The organism is Herbiconiux gentiana, assembly GCF_024978135.1.
Classification (GTDB): Bacteria; Actinomycetota; Actinomycetes; order Actinomycetales; family Microbacteriaceae; genus Herbiconiux; species Herbiconiux gentiana.
This window is the reverse complement of the sequence record NZ_JANTEZ010000002.1, coordinates 695,780-712,506: the sequence shown is the minus strand read 5'-3', so window position 1 is coordinate 712,506 and position 16,727 is coordinate 695,780. Positions and strand designations below refer to the sequence as shown.

Sequence of the window (16,727 nt, the reverse complement as noted above, 5' to 3'; positions counted from 1 at the left end):
TCCGACTTGGCCACCCCCGCGCTCGCGGCCGAGCCCGCGCTCGCGGCCGAGCCCGCCCTCGCGGCCGAGCCCGCCCTCGCGGCGGAGCCCGCGCTCGCGGCCGAGCTCCCCGCCGCAGTCGCGGCATCCGCCCTGCTCGCCGCGCCCGAGGCCCCCGCCCCGCTCGCCGCCGTGCCCCGCGGCGTCAACGACTTCACCTTCGACTCCTTCGACGCCACCTACGAGCTCGCCCAGGACGACACCGGCCACTCCACCCTCCGCACCACCGAGACCTTCGTGGCGCGCTTTCCCGAGACCGACCAGAACCGCGGCATCCAGCGCGCGATCCCGCGGGTCTACAAGGGCCACCCCACCGACCTCGAGCTGCTCTCGGTCACCGATGCCGACGGAACCCCGCGCGAGTACGAGACCGAGACCGACGACGAGAACCTCGTGATCACGATCGCGGGCGACGACTACGTGCACGGCGAGCAGACCTACGTGCTCACCTACACCCAGCGCGACGTCACGGCCTACTTCCCCGACACCGACGACGACGAGTTCTACTGGGACACCAACGGCACCCTCTGGAAGCAGCCCTTCGCCGAGCACCGCACCACGACCGTGATCGCCCCCGAGCTCGTCGACGCCCTCACCGGCGACACCGCCTGCTTCGTGGGCGAGGAGGGGTCGAGCACCCCCTGCGAGATCGTGGAGTCGCAGGCCGACGGCGCCGCCGTCTTCACCACCGACAACCAGAACCTGGCGGCCGGCGACAACGTCACCATCGGCATCGCCTTCGCCCCGCACACCTTCACCGAGCGCGAGACCGGCTACCTCTCGGCTCCCTCGGGCTGGCTGCAGCTCATCGCGGTGCTGCTCGCGGTCGCCACGGCGGTCACCGCGCTCGTCTACCGGCTCACCCGCCTGCGCGACACGCCCGGCCGCCCGGTGATCGTGCCGGAGTACACCCCGCCCCGGGGCGAGGACCTGCTGATCGCCTCGGTCGTGACGAAGCGCACCACCCGCGCCGCGGCCGCCTCGTTCGTCGACTACGCCGTGCGGCACGTGCTGCAGATCGTCGAGCAGAGCGAGCCCGGGCTGTTCGGCCGGTCGACGCAGTACTGGCTGCAGCTGCGCTCGGCCGACGGCCTGAACCCGCACGAGCGTGAGCTCGCGTCGGCGCTGTTCGGCCCGCAGCTCGCCCCCGGCAGTTGGCGCGAACTGAAAAAGCGCGACTCCGAACTGGCGAAGTCGATCTACGCCGTGCTGCAGCAGACCCGCAAGCGCGCCAAGACCGAGGGCTATCTCGGCCGCAGCGTCACCGGCATCGGCTCGCTGCTGCTGATCGCGGCCATCGTGCTCGCAGTGGTCGGCCTCGTGGCCGGGGTGCTCACCGGCGAGGCGGGCCTGGGGGGTGGGCTGCCGTTCCTGTTCATCCCCCTGCTGATCGTGCTGGTGATCTTCACCGGCATCATCGCGTTCCGCACGCCGTTGACGCAGAAGGGTGCCGAGCTCCGCGACTACGTCGCGGGCATCGAGATGTACGTCAGGTGGGCCGAGGAGGACCGGTTCCGGGTGCTGCAGAGCCCCGAGGGTGCCCTGCGCACCGGAGTCGACGCGCCCGACTGGGGGCAGGTGGTGAAGCTCTACGAGAAGCTGCTGCCCTACGCGGTGCTGCTGAACCTCGAGACCGAATGGGCGAAGGTGCTCGGCACCTACTACGAGAGCCTGGGCAGCCAGCCCGAGTGGTACGGGGGTTCGAGCGGCTTCAACGCGGCCCTGTTCGCGTCGAGCATGTCGTCGCTCAGCTCCACGACGGCCTCCGCCTACTCGGGCAGCTCGTCGAGCAGCTCGAGCGGGTTCTCGGGCGGGGGCGGTTCCTCGGGCGGCGGAGGCGGCGGAGGTGGGGGCGGGGGAGTCTGACCCGACTCAGCCCCCCGCCCCGGTCTGTGGGGCCGGTAGCCCACGGCCGTCAGCCGCAGGGCCGCCAGTCGCAGGGCCGCCGGCCGTGGGGGCTAGTAGCCGTAGCCCGATCCGGCGGCCGCGCCGATCACGGCCAGCCCGGCGACCGCGACCCAGAAGAAGGCCACGATCAGCCAGCCGGCCAGGGTCACGTAGCCCAGGATGAGGCCGGCGAGCGTCAGCCCGCGGCCGTCCTCCCCGGTGCGCTTGATCTGGTTCAGGGCGATCTGGCCGGTGATCACCGGCACGAGCCCGAAGCCGAGCACACCGAGCACGAGGGTGATGATGCCGAGCACGTTCGTGCGCGGCTGGGCGGGCAGAACGGATGCCGGTTGGGCCGCGACGGGCTGGCCGGGGAAGGCGGGCGCGCCGTACCCGGGGGTACCGTACCCGGGCGTGCCGCCGGCGGGGCGGGCACCCGTGGTGTCCACCTCGTCACGCGGGATGACCGCTGTGGTCTGGTCCGTCGCGGTGGTCTGGTCCGCGGAGGCGGCGGTCGAGGCGGCGGGGCCGGTGGTGGTCTGGTCGGTGGAGGGGGTCGAAGTCGTCATGCTTCGACGCTACGCAGCGACGCGCATCCGCTCATCAGACCACGGGCTCATCGCGGTGGTACCCGGGTCTGAGATCGAGGCAGCCGCCATCGCACCCGGGGGCCGCGCCGCCCCCGGCCGCCCTCAGTTGTCGTTCGGGTTCGCGCAGGTCTGCTGCGCCGCCGTCTGACCCTTGAGCCCCTCGATCACCTCGGGCGCCGCCTCGACGGGCGCGGTGGTGGGCGCCGCCGTCGACCCGTCGGGCGCCGCCGTGGCATCGGGCGCCGGCGCCGCGGGGGTCGCGGCCGGATCCGCGACGACCGTCGATCCCGTCGAGGCCGAGTCGGCGCCGAGGGTGAACGGCTGGTCGGCCGTGATCTTGGCGAACATGGCGTCGGCGAGGTACTCGGCCGGCACGACCTTGTTCGGGTCGTCGGGGTCTTCGACCGTGGGGTACTGCACGAAGACGATGTTGTTCAGATCGACGTCCTTCAGCGTCAGCGCCAGCGAGACCATGGCGTCGGGGCTCGCGAGCGACTGCGACGGCTTGATGTTCGAGGCGGCAGCCTGGGCGAGCCCGTAGAGCTTGCCGAGGTCGCTGAGCGTGTCGGCGCTCTTCATGGTGCGCATGAGCGACGAGAGGTACTGCTGCTGCGAGCCGATGCGCGACAGGTCGCTGCCGTCGCCCACGCCGTGCCGGTTGCGCAGGAACGCGAGCGCCATCTGGCCCTCGATGACGCTGGTGCCCGCGGGCAGGTCGAGCCCGGAGTCGGCGTCGAAGATGGGGGCCGTGAGGCAGACGGGGACGCCGCCGACCGCGTTCGTCATCTCGATCACGCCGTCGAACGAGGTCGCGGCGGCGTACTGGATCGAGAGCCCCGTGAGGGTCGAGACCGTGTTGACGACGCAGGCGATGCCGCCGCGCGCGTACGCGTCGTTCAGCGGCTGGGCGCTCATGGCGTCGTAGGTCTCGCCCGTCTCCGGGTCCTGGCAGTCGGGGTGCGAGATCACGAGGTCGCGGGGCAGGCTCACCACCACGGCGTTCTGGTGGTCGGCCGAGACGTGCAGCAGGATGTTCACGTCGTTCAGCGTCGCGTCTCGCTCACCGAAGCTGTCGCCCTGGTTCGGGTCGTTGTCGGTGCCGATGACGAGCATGTTGAACCCGCCCTCGAAGGCCGAGAGCAGCGGCGGTGCCGCCGGGGCCGCCTCGCCGTTGTTGATGTCGACGGCGTTCGCGCTGAACTGCGAGGTGACGCTGCTGACGGCGTAGGCGGTGATCGTGCCGACGCTCACGAGGGCCACGGCGGCGACCACTGCGAGCCCCTTGAGGGCGGTGGCGACGGGGGACGACGTGACCAGTCGGCCGTGCCGCACGGGGCCTGAGCTCAGGCGCCGGGGGCGTCGGGAGGTCTCGTTCACGCGGCTGTCCTTCGGTGTGGGGCGGGGGTCAGCACATGATCGTAACCGACGCCCCTATCACGACTTCGGGGATTCTCACAGCCTCCGCGAACCGTGTCGTCCACCCTCACCACGCCGTGCCCCCCTTGCGGGGGACGACTAAACCGGTATAGTTTGGCTCCTAAACCGGTTCAAGCCGCGAGACGACGACCACGAGGAGGTGGGCAAGATGGGGCGCAAGACCACGATCACCGACGTCGCGCGAGCGGCCGGCGTCAGCAAGGGCCTCGTCTCGTTCGCCCTCAACGACCGTCCCGGCGTCTCGCCCGACACGCGCGACCGCATCCTCGACGTCGCCCGCGAGCTCGACTACCGGCCGAGCCTCAGCGCCCGCTCGCTCTCGACCCGCACCTCGTACGCCCTCGGGCTCGTCATCGCCCGCGACCCCGAGATCCTCGGCGCCGACCCCTTCTTCCCCTCGTTCATCGCGGGTGTGGAGCGCGTGCTCTCCGCCGAAGGGCGCGCCCTCGTGCTCAGCGTGGTGGGCGACGACGCGCACGAGCAGACGGTCTACCGCACCTTCGCCTCCGACGCCCGCGTCGACGGCATGTTCCTCACCGACCTCCGGCACGACGACCCCCGCATCCCGCTGCTGCAGTCGCTCGGCATGCCGGCCGTCACGCTGGGTGATCCGGATGCACGGCACGCCGCCCGGGCGTCGGCCGACGATGCCGGCCGCACCGCGCATCCGTACCCCTCGGTCGTGCTCGACGACACCGCGGGCGTCGTCGAGCTGGCCCACCACCTGGCCGGGCTCGGCCATCGCCGCATCGCCCACGTGATCGGCCCCCGCCGCATGATGCACGCGACGCGCCGTGACGCGGCCTTCGCCGGTGCGCTCGCCGAGGCCGGCTGCCCGGCACCGATCGTCGTCGAGACCGACTTCACCGCGGCCGAGGGCGCGGCCGCCACCGGCCGTCTGCTCGACCTCGCCGAGCCGCCCACCGCCATCGTGTTCGGCAACGACCCGATGGCCATCGCCGGCATCGGCATCGCGCACGAGCGCGGGCTGCAGGTGCCCCGCGAGCTGTCCGTCGCCGGCTTCGACGACTCCGAGCTCGCCCGCTACGTCTTCCCCTCCGTCACCTCGGTGCGCTCCGACCCGCTCGTCTGGGGCGAGCAGGCGGCGCGGACCCTGCTGCAGCTCATCGCCACGGGTGCGTCCGACGACGTCGAGCTGCCTCCGGCACGGCTCGTCACGCGTGCCTCCACCGGCCCCGCGCCGACCCCCTGAACCGCCCTCCCGGGCTCACCGAACAGCGGCGACGACGCCGCCACGAAAGGAGCACATCGTGAACAACCCCTCAGTGTCGAGGAGGATCACCCCTCGCCGCACCATCGCCCTCGCCGCCACCGTGGCGGCCGGTCTCGCCCTCACCGCCTGTTCGGGCGGCGGAGGCGGTGCGGCCTCCGACGACCTGACCGCGACCGGCCCGATCACCATCTGGTACTCCAACAACGAGGCCGAGGTGGGCTGGGGCAAGCAGATGGTCGAGGCCTGGAACGCCGAGCATCCCGACGAGGAGGTCACCGCCCAGGAGATCCCCGCCGGCAAGTCGAGCGAAGAGGTCATCGGCGCCGCCATCACCGCGGGCAACGCCCCCTGCCTCGTGCTGAACACCGCGCCGAGCGCGGTCGGCCAGTTCGAGAAGCAGGGCGGGCTGGTGAATCTGTCCGACTTCCCCGACGGCGCCTCCTACATCGAGGAGCGCTCGGGCGACCTCGCGAAGCAGTACCAGAACGCCGACGGAGACTACTTCCAATTCCCCTGGAAGTCGAACCCGGTGGTGATCTTCTACAACAAGGACCTGTTCGCGAAGGCCGGCATCGACGCCGAGAACCCGCCGCTGTCGACCTACGACGACTTCCTGGCGACCTCGAAGAAGCTGGTGGATGCGGGGGTCGCCCCGTACGCGATCCAGCCGGCCCCCACGAGCGAGTTCTTCCAGATGCAGTTCGACTTCTACCCGCTCTACGCGGCCGCGACCGAGGGCGCCCAGCTCGTCGAGGACGGCAAGGCCACCTTCGCCGACGATGCAGGCTACGAGGTGGCCGACTTCTGGCGCGAGCTCTACGCCCAGGGCCTCTCGGGCCAGGAGCAGTACCAGGGCGACTCCTTCGCCGACGCGCAGTCGGCCATGGCCATCGTGGGCCCGTGGGCGATCTCGGTCTACGACGGCGTGAACTTCGGTTCGGTGCCCGTGCCGACGCCCGACGGAACCCCCGCCGACAAGACCTGGACCTTCAGCGATGCGAAGAACATCGGCCTGTTCTCCGCCTGCGAGAACAAGGGCACCGCATGGGAGGTGCTGAAGTTCGCGACAAGCCAGGAGCAGGACGGCCAGTTCCTCGAGGCCACCGGCCAGATGCCGCTGCGTCAGGACCTGCCGACCGTCTACGCCGACTACTTCGCCGCCAACCCGGCCTACGTGGCCTTCGGCGACCAGGCCAGCCGCACCGTCGAGGTGCCGTCCGGCCCCAACACGGTGCAGATGATGCAGACCTTCCGCGACGCCTGGAGCAAGTCGGTCATCTTCGGCGAGGGCGACGTGAAGACGGCGCTCGACGACGCGGCAGCGAGCATCGACACCCTCGCCAGCCAGCCGTAGGAGGCGCTGATGAAGCGCATCCTCGGCCGGCAGCCGCTCGGCCTGCTGTTCAGTTCGCCGTACCTGGCGTTCGTGATGGTCGTGTTCGCGTTCCCCATCGTCTACGCGGTGTGGATCTCCTTCCACGACTTCTTCTTCGCCGCCCCCGGCGCGGAACCGGCCCGCCCCTTCGTCGGACTGGACAACTACGTCGCCGCCTTCTCGAACCCCGCGGTCATCCGCTCGTTCGGCAACGTCGGCATCTTCCTGATCATCAACGTGCCGCTCACCGTGGTGCTGGCGCTGCTGCTCGCGACGGCGCTGAACCGCGTGGTGCACGCCCGCACCTTCCTGCGGGTCAGCTACTACGTGCCCTACGTCACGGCGAGTGTCGCGGTGGTGGCGGTGTGGCTGTTCCTGTTCAACGGCAACGGGCTGGTGAACAGCCTGCTCGGGCCGCTCGCGCCCGACCCGTCGTGGCTGATCAACGACAAGCTGGCGATGCCGATCATCGCCCTGTACGTGACGTGGAAGCAGCTGGGGTTCTACATCCTGCTGTACCTCGCCGCGCTGCAGAACGTGCCGAAGGAGCTCTACGAGTCGGCCGAGATGGACGGGGGAGGGAAGATCCGCCAGTTCTTCGCGGTCACCGTGCCGGGAGTGCGGCCGGCCACGCTGCTCGTACTGCTGATCTCCACCGTCACCGGCGCCAACCTGTTCACCGAGCCCTACCTGCTCACCGCGGGTGGGGGGCCGAACGGCGCCTCGGCGTCGCCGGTGCTGATGATGTACCAGCTGGGCATCCAGCAGGGCCAGCCCGACGTGGCGTCGGCCATCGGCATCGTGCTGGTGCTCGGGGTGCTCGTGATCGCGTTCATCCAGAACCGCTTCGTCGGGGAGAGGGAGTCATGAGCCGCTTCCAGACCGTGCTGCGCGGGGTCGTGCTCGCGCTCGGCGCCGTGGTGTTCCTGTTCCCCTTCTACTACATGGTGGTCGGGGCGCTGCAGACCAAGCCCGACCCGACGCTCGCCGGGGCGTTCCCGAACCCCTCGAACCTCTCGTTCGACAACTTCGTGAACGTCAACGAGCGCATCGACCTCGTCAGCGGACTGGTCAACTCGGGCATCTTCACCGGCGGGGTGCTGCTGTGCACCGTGGTGTTCGGTCTGCTCGTCGGCTACGCCCTCGCGATGCTGGAGTGGCGGGGTCGCAAGGCGACGTTCGCGCTCGTGCTGCTGGTGCAGGTCATCCCGTTCCAGCTGCTGCAGATCCCGCTGTACGTGCTGATCGCCCGCGACTACGGTCTCGCCGACACGCACCTCGGCATGATCCTGCCGTTCGCCATCAACTCCACCGCGGTGATCATCTTCCGGCAGTACTTCCTGCAGCTGCCGAAGGAGCTGTTCGAGGCGGCCCGCATCGACGGGGCCGGCGAGCTGCGCCTGCTCTGGAGCGTGGCGCTGCCGCTCGTGCGGCCGGCGCTCGTCACGGCGGTGCTGCTCACCTTCATCGGCCCCTGGAACGAGTTCCTCTGGCCGTTCCTCATCACCAAGGACGCGTCGCTGCAGCCGCTCGCCGTGTCGCTCGCCAACTACATCTCCACGGTCGCAGCGTCGACCGACAACCCCTTCGGCGCGATCCTCGCCGGCGCGGTGGTGCTCGCGGCCCCGGTGGTCGCGCTGTTCATCGTGTTCCAGCGCTACTTCGTGTCGAACGACCTCGGATCGGGAGTGAAAGGATGACCATGCCCACCACCACATCGACCACCGTGCCCTACCGCCTCGAGCGCGCCGGCATCGTGATGGAGCCGGAGCCCGGCAACGAGCTGGAGGCCGAGGGGGTGCTGAACCCGGCCTCGGGGCGCGCGCCCGACGGCACCCTCTACCTGCTGCCGCGACTCGTCGCGACCGGCAACGTCTCCCGCGTCGGCCTCGCCCGGGTCGTGCTGTCCGACGACGGCGTGCCCGTCGGCGTCGAGCGCGAGGGGGTGGTGCTCGCCCCCGACCGCGGATTCGAGCAGGGCGCCCACAACGCCGGCACCGAGGACCCGCGGGTCACCTTCATCGAGGCGCTCGGCCTGCACGTCATGACCTACGTCGCCTACGGTCCGCTCGGCCCGCGCACGGCGCTCGCCGTGTCGGAGGACCTTCGCGAGTGGCGACGTCTCGGGCCCGTGACCTTCGCCTACGACGACGCACTCGACATCGACCTCGGGCTGTTCCACAACAAGGACACGGTGTTCTTCCCCGAACCCGTCACGGCACCCGACGGCACGCCGTCGTTCGCGGTGCTGCACCGGCCGATGTGGGACCTCGGCGAGACGCGCCCCGGCGAGGGTGTGCGCCTTCCGGCGGGGGTGACGGATGCCCGGCAGAGCATCTGGATCAGCTACGTGCCCGTCGCCGCCGTCGAGCGCGACCTCGCCGAACTCACTCGCTGGACGCGCCACCGCTTCCTCGCGGGCCCCGAGTTCCCGTTCGAGGAGGTCAAGATCGGCGGCGGGCCGGCACCCCTCCGGGTGCCCGAGGGCTGGCTGCTCATCCACCACGGCGTCACCGGCGTGATCGACAACGCCTTCGCGCAGCAGCAGAAGGTGAACTACGCGGCCGGCGCCATCCTGCTCGACGGCGACGACCCCTCGAGGGTGATCGCCCGCACGGCCGAGCCGCTGCTCGCACCCGAGACCGAGGAGGAGCGCAGCGGCATCGTGCCGAACGTCGTCTTCCCGACCGCGATCGAGGAGATCGACGGGCAGCACTTCGTGTTCTACGGCATGGCCGACTCGAAGATCGGCGTCGCCCGGCTGCTGCACACCTAGGCCGGCCCACCCCCCCCACCCCCACTACTGGAAGGCGCATTCGATGACGAGCACGCTGACGACGAGACGGACGGTCGCCGCGCTGGCGGCCCTGACGCTGGTGGCGGGGGGTGCGGCCGCTGCGGCCCCGGCGTGGGGCGCGACCGCCGTGCCGAGCGCCCCGGGTGGGAGCCCGACGGCGCTGACGAACACGGCGCACCTCGACTTCCTGCTCGACGAGGTGAGCCCGGCGGCGGTCGAGGGGCACACGAGCTACCGGCTCGACGCCGACCCCACGCTCACCCTGCCCTGGACCTACGCCGACGCCCGCGACGGCGGCACCTTCGAGCGCGTGGGCGGCGGGCCGCTCGACCCCGCCACGGGCGACTACGGCCAGGGCGCCTTCAACAGCGACGACGTCTCCCGGGCCGCCGTGGTCTACCTGCGGCACTGGCAGCAGACGGGCGACGAGGCCAGCCGCGAGAAGGCCTACGAGGTGCTGCGGGCGCTCGCCTACTTCCAGACCACCACCGGGGCCGACGCCGGCAACGTCGTGCTCTGGATGCAGCCCGACGGCGAGCTCAACCCGAGCGCCGAGCCCGTGGAACTGCCCGACCCGAGCGACTCGGCCGAGAGCTACTGGCTGGCCCGCTCGCTCTGGGCCCTCGGCGAGGGCTACGCGGCGTTCCGCGACAGCGATCCGGCGTTCGCCGCCTTCCTGCAGCAGCGCCTGCAGCTCGGCGTCGCCGCGGTCGACCGCGAGGTGCTCGACCGCTACGGCGAGTACGAGCAGGCCGACGGCGTCGAGGTTCCGGCCTGGCTGATCGTCAACGGGGCGGATGCGACGGCCGAGGCACTGCTCGGTCTCTCGGCCTATGTCGAGGCCGCTCCCGACGACACCGCTGTGCGCGACAGCACGGTGAAGCTGGCCGAGGGCGTGGCCGCGTACGCCGGCACGACCGCGGGCGCGACGGGGGAGGCGGCGCGCGGCTCCGGCGGGGCCGGTTCGAGCGGGGACGCCGCGCAGGCGTGGCCCTACGGGGCGGCGCTGCCGTGGGCGGAGTCGCGTTCGATGTGGCACGCGTGGTCGTCGCAGATGGCGGGAGCGCTGGCGCGAGCATCCGTCGCCCTCGACGACGAGCAGCTGCGGGCGCCCGCGATCGTCGAGAGCGCGCAGTTCGCGCCGACGCTGCTGACGGCGGGCGGGCCCGACAACGGCTGGTACCCCTCGCCCACCGAGCGGGTGCAGATCGCCTACGGCGCCGACTCGCGGGTGCAGAACCTGCTCGCGACGGCCGACGCGGCGGGACTGCCCGGGCTCGCCGATCTCGCGGGTGTACAGGCGGCCTGGTTCTTCGGGCTGAACCCGGCGGCGTCGCCGATGTACGACCCGGCGACCGGGGTGACTTACGACGGCATCCAGCCCGACGGGTCGATCAACCGCAACTCGGGCGCCGAGTCGACCATCCACGGGCTGCTGTCGATGCTGGCGCTGGATGCGCATCCCGACGTGGCCGCGCTGGCGACCTCGCTCACCACGCTCGATGCCCGCGACGGCCTCACCGTGGTCGAGGCCGAGACGGCTGTGTCGGGCGGCACGGGTGCCGGTGGCGCGGGTGGCACCGTCGTGACGCCGGAGTCGAGCTGGACGGGGGAGTCGTCGTGGAGCGGCTCGTACCTCGAGGTGGCGAAGGGGCAGACCGCCACGCTGTCCCTGCCCGCGGCGGCGGGGGCGCGGATCGTCGAGCCGGTGCTCTGGCAGGTCGAGAAGGGCGGCATCGAGGCCACGCCGAAGTCGCAGTGGAAGGCGGGGAACAAGCCGCTCGGCACGGTGAAGGCCGAGGTGGGGCCGCAGGGCATCACCGCGGTGCCGGGAGCGCTGCTGCCGGTGGCGCTCGACCGGTTCGTGCCGGCCGGCACCTCGGCGCTGACCGTGCGCGGGATCGGCGGTTCGACGAAGGTCGACGCGCTGCTGGTGCGGCCGACGGTGTCGAGCCTCCGCGCGTCGGGCTCGGGCGGATCGGCGTCGCTCGTGCAGAACTCGCTCTCCTCGGCTCAGGACGCGGTGGTCGGCTCCACCGGTGTCGCTCAGACGCTGAGCGTCTACGACGCCGGCGGTGCGCTGGTCGACACCCTGTCGATCGACGGGCCCGCCGCGGTGCGGCTGCCGGCCGCCGGGTTCGCCCTGGCGCTGCCGGCGGGCTGACCTCTGGCAGTAATTGTACGGAAGGGGGCAGTGCTGCCACTCGTGGCGGGATCACCCCTTCCGTACCGTTACTGCCATGGTATTCTTCCTGGTTCTCCTCGTCCTGGCCGTCGTCGCCGTCGTCTCGACCGTGATCGTGATGCTGCGAGACGGCTACCGTCGCGTTCCCGTGCGTCCCGGCAGCGCGGGTGGGCGACGGGCGTAGACTTCTGGCGTGCATCCGCTCGTCTCGGGCCCCTCACGGGCAGCCCTCACGGCCTCGCGCCGGCAGGAGGTCGTCGGCCGTTCGGCCGGCGGCAGATAGAGCCGTTCCCTCTCGAGAACACCCCCGGCACCGCGGTGCCGCCCGGGTTCGGCTGCCGGCCGGGCCCTGAACGAGATCAGCCTGTGGCGACCTGCCCGGGCGACAGGAACAGGATGACCATGACCCCCTTCACCGACGCGCAGCTGCGCGCCTCCTTCGTCAACACCTCCCAGCGCGAGCGGGCCGGCATCGTGCTGCCCGGCCTCGACGCCCTGCGCTGGACCGACCTCGACTACCTCGGCTGGCGCGACCGCAAGCAGCCCCAGCTCGGCTACGTCGTCGCCGACGTCGACGGCTCACCCGTCGGCGTGCTGCTGCGCCAGGCCGAGGCCTCGACCCGCAGCCGGCCGCAGTGCTCGTGGTGCGACGACGTCACGCTGCCGAACGACGTCGTGTTCTTCGGCGCCAAGCGCGGCGGGCGGGCCGGTCGCAACGGCGACACGGTCGGTGCGCTCGTCTGCGACGAGTTCCAGTGCTCGGGCAACGTGCGAAAGCTGCCGCCGCTCGCCTATCCCGGCTTCGACCGCGAGGCGGCGCGGCTGAAGCGGATCGAGGCGCTGCGGTCGCACGTGCGGGCGTTCGCGCTCACGATCCGCGACAGCGCCTGACGGGCCGGCGCCGGGCGCTCCGGCTGGGGCGCTATTGGCGCCTGGCCACCCGGCCGGTCACCGCACCGAGCGGCGCTCGTACAGGATGCGCGACCACACGTAGCCGCCGACCGCGAGCACGAGGCACCAGCCGACCGCCAGCGCCGGGCTCCAGCCGAGGGGTGTGCTGAGCAGCAGCCCACGCAGGGTCTCGATGATCGGGGTGAACGGCTGGTACGCCGCGAAGCCCTGCAGCCAGTCGGGCATCGAGTCGGCCGGCACGAAGCCGCTGCCGAGGAGTGGCAGGAAGGTCAGCACGAGCGGCAGGTTGCTGGCCGTCTCGACCGACTTCGCCTGCATGCCCATCGCGACTCCGAGCCAGGTGATCGCGAACGCGACGAGCGCGAGCATCCCGGCCGTGGCGAGCCACTCGAGCGGCCCGGCGCTCGGCCGGAACCCGATCGCGAGCCCGACGCCGAGAACGAGCGCCACGGCGATCAGCGCCTGGATCGTGTTGCCCAGCACGTGACCCGCGAGAACGGACGCCCGCGCGATCGCCATGGTGCGGAAGCGGGCGGTGATGCCCTGGGTCATGTCCATCGACACGGTGGTGGCGGTGCCACCGGCGGTGCCCGCGATGGTGATCGCCAGGATGCCCGGCAGCACGTAGGCGAGGTAGGCGGCTCGCCCGCCCGCGGGGTCGACGCCCGGGAGGCCGGCCCCGAGGGTGCCGCCGAGTACGAAGACGAACAGCAGCAGGATCACGACGGGGCCGACGATCGTGAAGACCGACAGGCCGGGGTAGCGCACGAGGTGCAGCATCGTGCGGTCGAGCATGGTGAGCGTGTCGGCGAGCACGTGGGAGCGGGGGCCATTGCTGCCCGCGCCGCCGCCCCGGGGTGATGCCGGGCGGTCGATGGCGGTGGTCATGATGCTGATCCCTTCGTGAGTGCGAAGAAGACGTCGTCGAGGTCGGGGGTGTGGATGCTGAGGTCCTCGAGGGGCAGCTCGGCCGCGTCGAGGCGGTCGAGCACGGTGCGGAGGGTGCCCGTGCCGCCGGCGGTCGCGACCGTCAGCACGAGGGAGGCGTCGTCGCGCGTGGCGTCGGGGAGCAGTGTCGCGGCCGAGTCGTAGGCGGGAGCATCCGCGAAGCTGAGCCGGAGGTGCCCGCCCGGCACCAGCCGCTTGAGCGCGTCGGGTGTGCCCTCGGCGACGATGCGGCCGCCGTCGAGCACCGCGATGCGGTCGGCGAGCGCGTCGGCCTCGTCGAGGTACTGCGTGGTGAGCAGCACAGTCGTGCCCTCGGCCACGAGCTCGCGCACGATGCCCCAGAGGGTGCGTCGACTGCGCGGGTCGAGACCGGTGGTCGGCTCGTCGAGCACGATCACGGCCGGGCGTTCGACGAGGGTCATCGCGAGGTCGAGCCGGCGCTGCATACCGCCCGAGTAGGTGGCGAGCGGTGTGCGGGCGGCGTCGACCAGGTCGAAGCGCTCGAGCAGCTCGGCCGCCCTGGCCTTCGCGGCGCGGCGGCCGAGGTGGCGCAGGCGGCCCATCAGCAGCAGGTTCTCCTCGCCCGTGAGCAGCGTGTCGACCGCCGAGAACTGGCCGGTGAGGCCGATGGATGCGCGCACCGCGGCCGTGTCGCGCACGACGTCGTGGCCGGCGATCGCGACGGACCCGGCATCCGGTCGCACGAGGGTCGAGAGGATGTGCACCGCCGTCGTCTTGCCCGCACCGTTCGGGCCGAGCAGCGCCGTGACGGTGCCGGCGGCCACGGTGAGATCGACGTCGTCGAGGACGAGCCGGGTGCCGTAGGACTTGCGGAGGCCGCGCACCTCGATCGCGGCGGCGGGTGCGCGGGGCGCGACAGTGGCGGCGCCGGCCGGGTTCGCGGCGTTCATCGTGCCCGCCGGATCGTGATGTCGCCGAACTGCGTGCGCGCCCGCACCGCGACGGTCTGCTCGCCGGCGGCCGGGGCGTGGTCGCCCTGGAGCTCGTTGCGCACATGGCCCTCCTTGGAGGAGAGGTCTAGCCAGGCCGGGACGCCCGGCCGCACCCCGATCGTGAGCTGGCCGTAGCCGCTGTCGACCTGGATCGAGCCACCCGACACCTCGTGCAGGTGGACGCTGCCGTACGCCGTGCGCCCGGTCACCGAGGCGAGCGCCCTGGTGATCTCGAGATCGCCGTAGGAGAGCTTCGCGTCGACGTCACCGGCCGACTCGCCGATCGTGACGGTGCCGTGGGAGGCCTTCAGCACGACGTCGCCGCCGACCGAGCCGAGCCTGATCTGGCCGTGGTCGGCGGTGATCTCCGCCGATCCCTCGGCGGCCGCGACGGTGACGTTGCCGTGGCCGGCCCGCACCCAGAGATCGCCGGTGCCGTCGAGCTCGACCCAGCCGGTGGAGCTCTTGATGCGCGTCGCGCCGAGCCGGCCCGAGCTGCGCACCCCGCCGACCGCGATCTCGGCGGTCAGCCGCGATCCGGTGGGGAGCTCTATGCGGAGGTCGACCGACTCGGTGGGGCCGATCCAGCTGAGGCGCGGTTTCGGGCCGGTGATCGTGAGACGGGAGCCGTCGAAGTCGACGCGCGTCTCGTCGGCACCGCGCCGGTCGACGGCCTTCGCGGCGTTGGTGGGGCTGACCGTCACGACGGTGTCGGAGCGGTCGGAGGCGACGACGTCGATGGCGCCGACGGGGAGGTCGATCGCGAGATCGATGGGGGAGGGGGTGTCGAAGGACGGCATGCTGGCGCGACCCTTTCTGGGTGTGGGGGTTGGTGGAGGGCGCGACCGATCGACCCGGTGGGGGCGGGTTCGGGCGGAGGCGCTGGTGGTGTTGGCGGTACCTGGGACCTGGTGCCGGTAGTGCCTGTGGTGCTGGTGGTGCCGCTGGTGCCGGCGGTATCGGACCGGTGGTGGCGGTGGTGCCGGACCGGTGTGCGGGGCAGGCCCTATCGGGCCCAGCCGGCGAAGTTGTCGCCGGTGCGGAGGCTGCGCTGCGCCGAGCGGCGCTGCTTCGGCTGGAGGGCCGACGCCACCGCCCGGACGAGCCAGGTGTTCACGGACAGCCCGTCGGCTGCCGCGGCGTCGTCGACCTGGGCCTTCAGGGCGTCGGGCAGACGGAGGGTGGTGCGGGAGGTGCTCGCGTCGTTCAGATCGACGCTCGCACCCGGCTGCTCGTCGGGCTCGGACTCGGCGCCCGGCGCCGTGACCACGAACTCGACCTCGCGGCCGCGGAGGCGGAGGTCGACCGATCCGGGGGCGAGGTCGCGCGTGATCTCGCCGGCGGCGGCCGACAGGGCGTCGAGCAGCACGATCCGGGTGGCGGCGTCGAGCCCGGCCGCGATCCGCTCCGCGACGGCACGGGTCTCGTGCGTGCCGTTCTCGGCGGTGTCGGTGAGCTGGCGCTGCAGTTCGGTGACGTACTGTCCGATGTCCATGTCACCACTATGACACCACGATGGTGTCACGTCAACACCAGAATGGTGTCATTACCGTCAGGCCGGCGTCGACTCCACGATCGCGATGCCGCGGCCGCGCATCCGTCGTCGCTCGTCGGTGAGGTGGGTGAGGATGCGGTCGCGGGTGCCCCGGCCGTGCGCCACCACCAGGTCGCGGGCCCGTTCGCCGTCGCGGGCGGCCAGTGCTTCGACGATGGCGAGGTGCTCGCGGCGGGCGGAGGCGCGCGACTCGGGCGTGCGCACGTCGAGCCAGCGGGTGCGGCTGAGGCGGGTGAGCACGTCGCGCATCGACTGCACGAGGAACGGGTTGCCGCTGAGCCCGGCGAGCGCGAGGTGGAACGCGTCGCCGGCCCGGACGCCCGCCTCCTCGTCGCCGTCGCCCTCGACGCCGATCGTTCGCGCGGCTTCGACGCCGGAGGTCGGCTCGGCGTCAGGGTCCAGGTGTGCGCGCGCGCCTGCGTCGGCGGCGGTCGCGATCAGGCCTGCGTTGCCAGTGGTCGCCACGGCGGCGGCGTCGCCGGCGCGGGCGAGTTCGGCCAGGGCGGCGAGCTCGTCGTCGGTGGCGCGGGTGGCCGCGAGCAGCGCCACGGCCCCCTCGACCGCCTCCCGGAACTCCGCGACCGCCCGCACCTCCGTGAGGTCGATCGGCGTCACCTGCCAGCCGCGACCCTCACGCCGCACGAGCCCCTCGGCCTCCAGCCGCATCAGCGCCGCCCGGATCGGCGTGCGCGACGCCCCGAGCAGCCCCTCCAGGCCCCGCTCGCTCAGCCGCTCCCCGGGCACCTGATCGAGATTCAGGATGCCCGCCCGCAGCGCCGCGTACGGACTCCGCTCCCCATCCGGCACCGTCGCTC

At 72.0% G+C, this 16,727-nt stretch carries 16 protein-coding genes; 9 read left to right on the top strand and 7 right to left on the bottom strand.

The genetic code is table 11. From position 1 onward, the window contains the following. The coding region (locus NVV95_RS07055) for a DUF2207 domain-containing protein (protein WP_259485829.1) at positions 1 to 1,905 on the top strand (1,905 nt) is incomplete at its 5' end. Between the two features lie 92 nt (positions 1,906 to 1,997). Here the strand turns inward: NVV95_RS07055 and NVV95_RS07050 are convergent. Together NVV95_RS07050 and NVV95_RS07045 are read right to left on the bottom strand one after the other, a co-directional pair. After that, positions 1,998 to 2,495, bottom strand: coding sequence for a DUF4190 domain-containing protein (locus NVV95_RS07050; RefSeq protein WP_259485828.1), 498 nt, complete (start codon positions 2,493 to 2,495; stop codon positions 1,998 to 2,000). A 123-nt stretch (positions 2,496 to 2,618) separates the two neighbouring features. Then, positions 2,619 to 3,893, bottom strand: coding sequence for an LCP family protein (locus tag NVV95_RS07045; RefSeq protein ID WP_259485827.1), 1,275 nt, complete (start codon positions 3,891 to 3,893; stop codon positions 2,619 to 2,621). A 208-nt stretch (positions 3,894 to 4,101) separates the two neighbouring features. On the opposite strand from NVV95_RS07045, the gene NVV95_RS07040 reads away from it, so the two are divergent. From NVV95_RS07040 to NVV95_RS07005, 8 genes are all read left to right on the top strand, one after another. Beyond that, positions 4,102 to 5,166 carry a LacI family DNA-binding transcriptional regulator gene (locus tag NVV95_RS07040; RefSeq protein WP_259485826.1) on the top strand — a complete coding sequence of 355 codons (1,065 nt, stop codon included), beginning with the start codon at positions 4,102 to 4,104 and terminating at the stop codon, positions 5,164 to 5,166. A gap of 58 nt (positions 5,167 to 5,224) precedes the next feature. Next, positions 5,225 to 6,541 carry an extracellular solute-binding protein gene (locus NVV95_RS07035; protein ID WP_310796053.1) on the top strand — a complete coding sequence of 439 codons (1,317 nt, stop codon included), beginning with the start codon at positions 5,225 to 5,227 and terminating at the stop codon, positions 6,539 to 6,541. A 9-nt stretch (positions 6,542 to 6,550) separates the two neighbouring features. Beyond that, entirely contained in the window at positions 6,551 to 7,432 is an 882-nt protein-coding gene (locus tag NVV95_RS07030) for a carbohydrate ABC transporter permease (RefSeq protein ID WP_259485825.1), read from the top strand. Next, complete coding sequence (locus NVV95_RS07025; protein WP_259485824.1) at positions 7,429 to 8,262, top strand: carbohydrate ABC transporter permease; 834 nt, start codon at positions 7,429 to 7,431, stop codon at positions 8,260 to 8,262. Before NVV95_RS07030 ends, NVV95_RS07025 begins: the two co-directional genes overlap by 4 nt. Continuing rightward, positions 8,259 to 9,338 carry a glycoside hydrolase family 130 protein gene (locus NVV95_RS07020; protein ID WP_259485823.1) on the top strand — a complete coding sequence of 360 codons (1,080 nt, stop codon included), beginning with the start codon at positions 8,259 to 8,261 and terminating at the stop codon, positions 9,336 to 9,338. The genes NVV95_RS07025 and NVV95_RS07020 overlap by 4 nt, the downstream gene beginning before the upstream one ends. A 43-nt stretch (positions 9,339 to 9,381) precedes the next feature. After that, positions 9,382 to 11,523, top strand: a complete 2,142-nt coding sequence (locus NVV95_RS07015; protein ID WP_259485822.1) for a hypothetical protein — start codon at positions 9,382 to 9,384, stop codon at positions 11,521 to 11,523. 76 nt (positions 11,524 to 11,599) lie between these two features. Beyond that, complete coding sequence (locus NVV95_RS07010; RefSeq protein ID WP_259485821.1) at positions 11,600 to 11,728, top strand: hypothetical protein; 129 nt, start codon at positions 11,600 to 11,602, stop codon at positions 11,726 to 11,728. A 218-nt stretch (positions 11,729 to 11,946) separates the two neighbouring features. Further along, the gene (locus tag NVV95_RS07005) at positions 11,947 to 12,435 is read left to right on the top strand and encodes an FBP domain-containing protein (RefSeq protein ID WP_259485820.1); all 489 of its coding nucleotides are present in this window, start codon (positions 11,947 to 11,949) and stop codon (positions 12,433 to 12,435) included. A 57-nt stretch (positions 12,436 to 12,492) separates the two neighbouring features. On the opposite strand, the gene NVV95_RS07000 is transcribed toward NVV95_RS07005, so the two are convergent. From NVV95_RS07000 to NVV95_RS06980, 5 genes are all read right to left on the bottom strand, one after another. Beyond that, positions 12,493 to 13,344, bottom strand: a complete 852-nt coding sequence (locus NVV95_RS07000) for an ABC transporter permease (protein WP_259485819.1) — start codon at positions 13,342 to 13,344, stop codon at positions 12,493 to 12,495. Further along, positions 13,341 to 14,315 (bottom strand): ATP-binding cassette domain-containing protein, encoded by a 975-nt coding sequence (locus tag NVV95_RS06995; RefSeq protein ID WP_259485818.1) that lies wholly within the window; start codon positions 14,313 to 14,315, stop codon positions 13,341 to 13,343. The genes NVV95_RS07000 and NVV95_RS06995 overlap by 4 nt, the downstream gene beginning before the upstream one ends. Next, positions 14,312 to 15,157, bottom strand: a complete 846-nt coding sequence (locus NVV95_RS06990) for a DUF4097 family beta strand repeat-containing protein (protein WP_259485817.1) — start codon at positions 15,155 to 15,157, stop codon at positions 14,312 to 14,314. The genes NVV95_RS06995 and NVV95_RS06990 overlap by 4 nt, the downstream gene beginning before the upstream one ends. Before the next feature lie 206 nt (positions 15,158 to 15,363). Next, complete coding sequence (locus NVV95_RS06985) at positions 15,364 to 15,852, bottom strand: histidine kinase (RefSeq protein WP_259485816.1); 489 nt, start codon at positions 15,850 to 15,852, stop codon at positions 15,364 to 15,366. Positions 15,853 to 15,909: 57 nt separating this feature from the next. Continuing rightward, complete coding sequence (locus NVV95_RS06980; RefSeq protein WP_259485815.1) at positions 15,910 to 16,719, bottom strand: GntR family transcriptional regulator; 810 nt, start codon at positions 16,717 to 16,719, stop codon at positions 15,910 to 15,912. Positions 16,720 to 16,727: the final 8 nt, after the last annotated feature.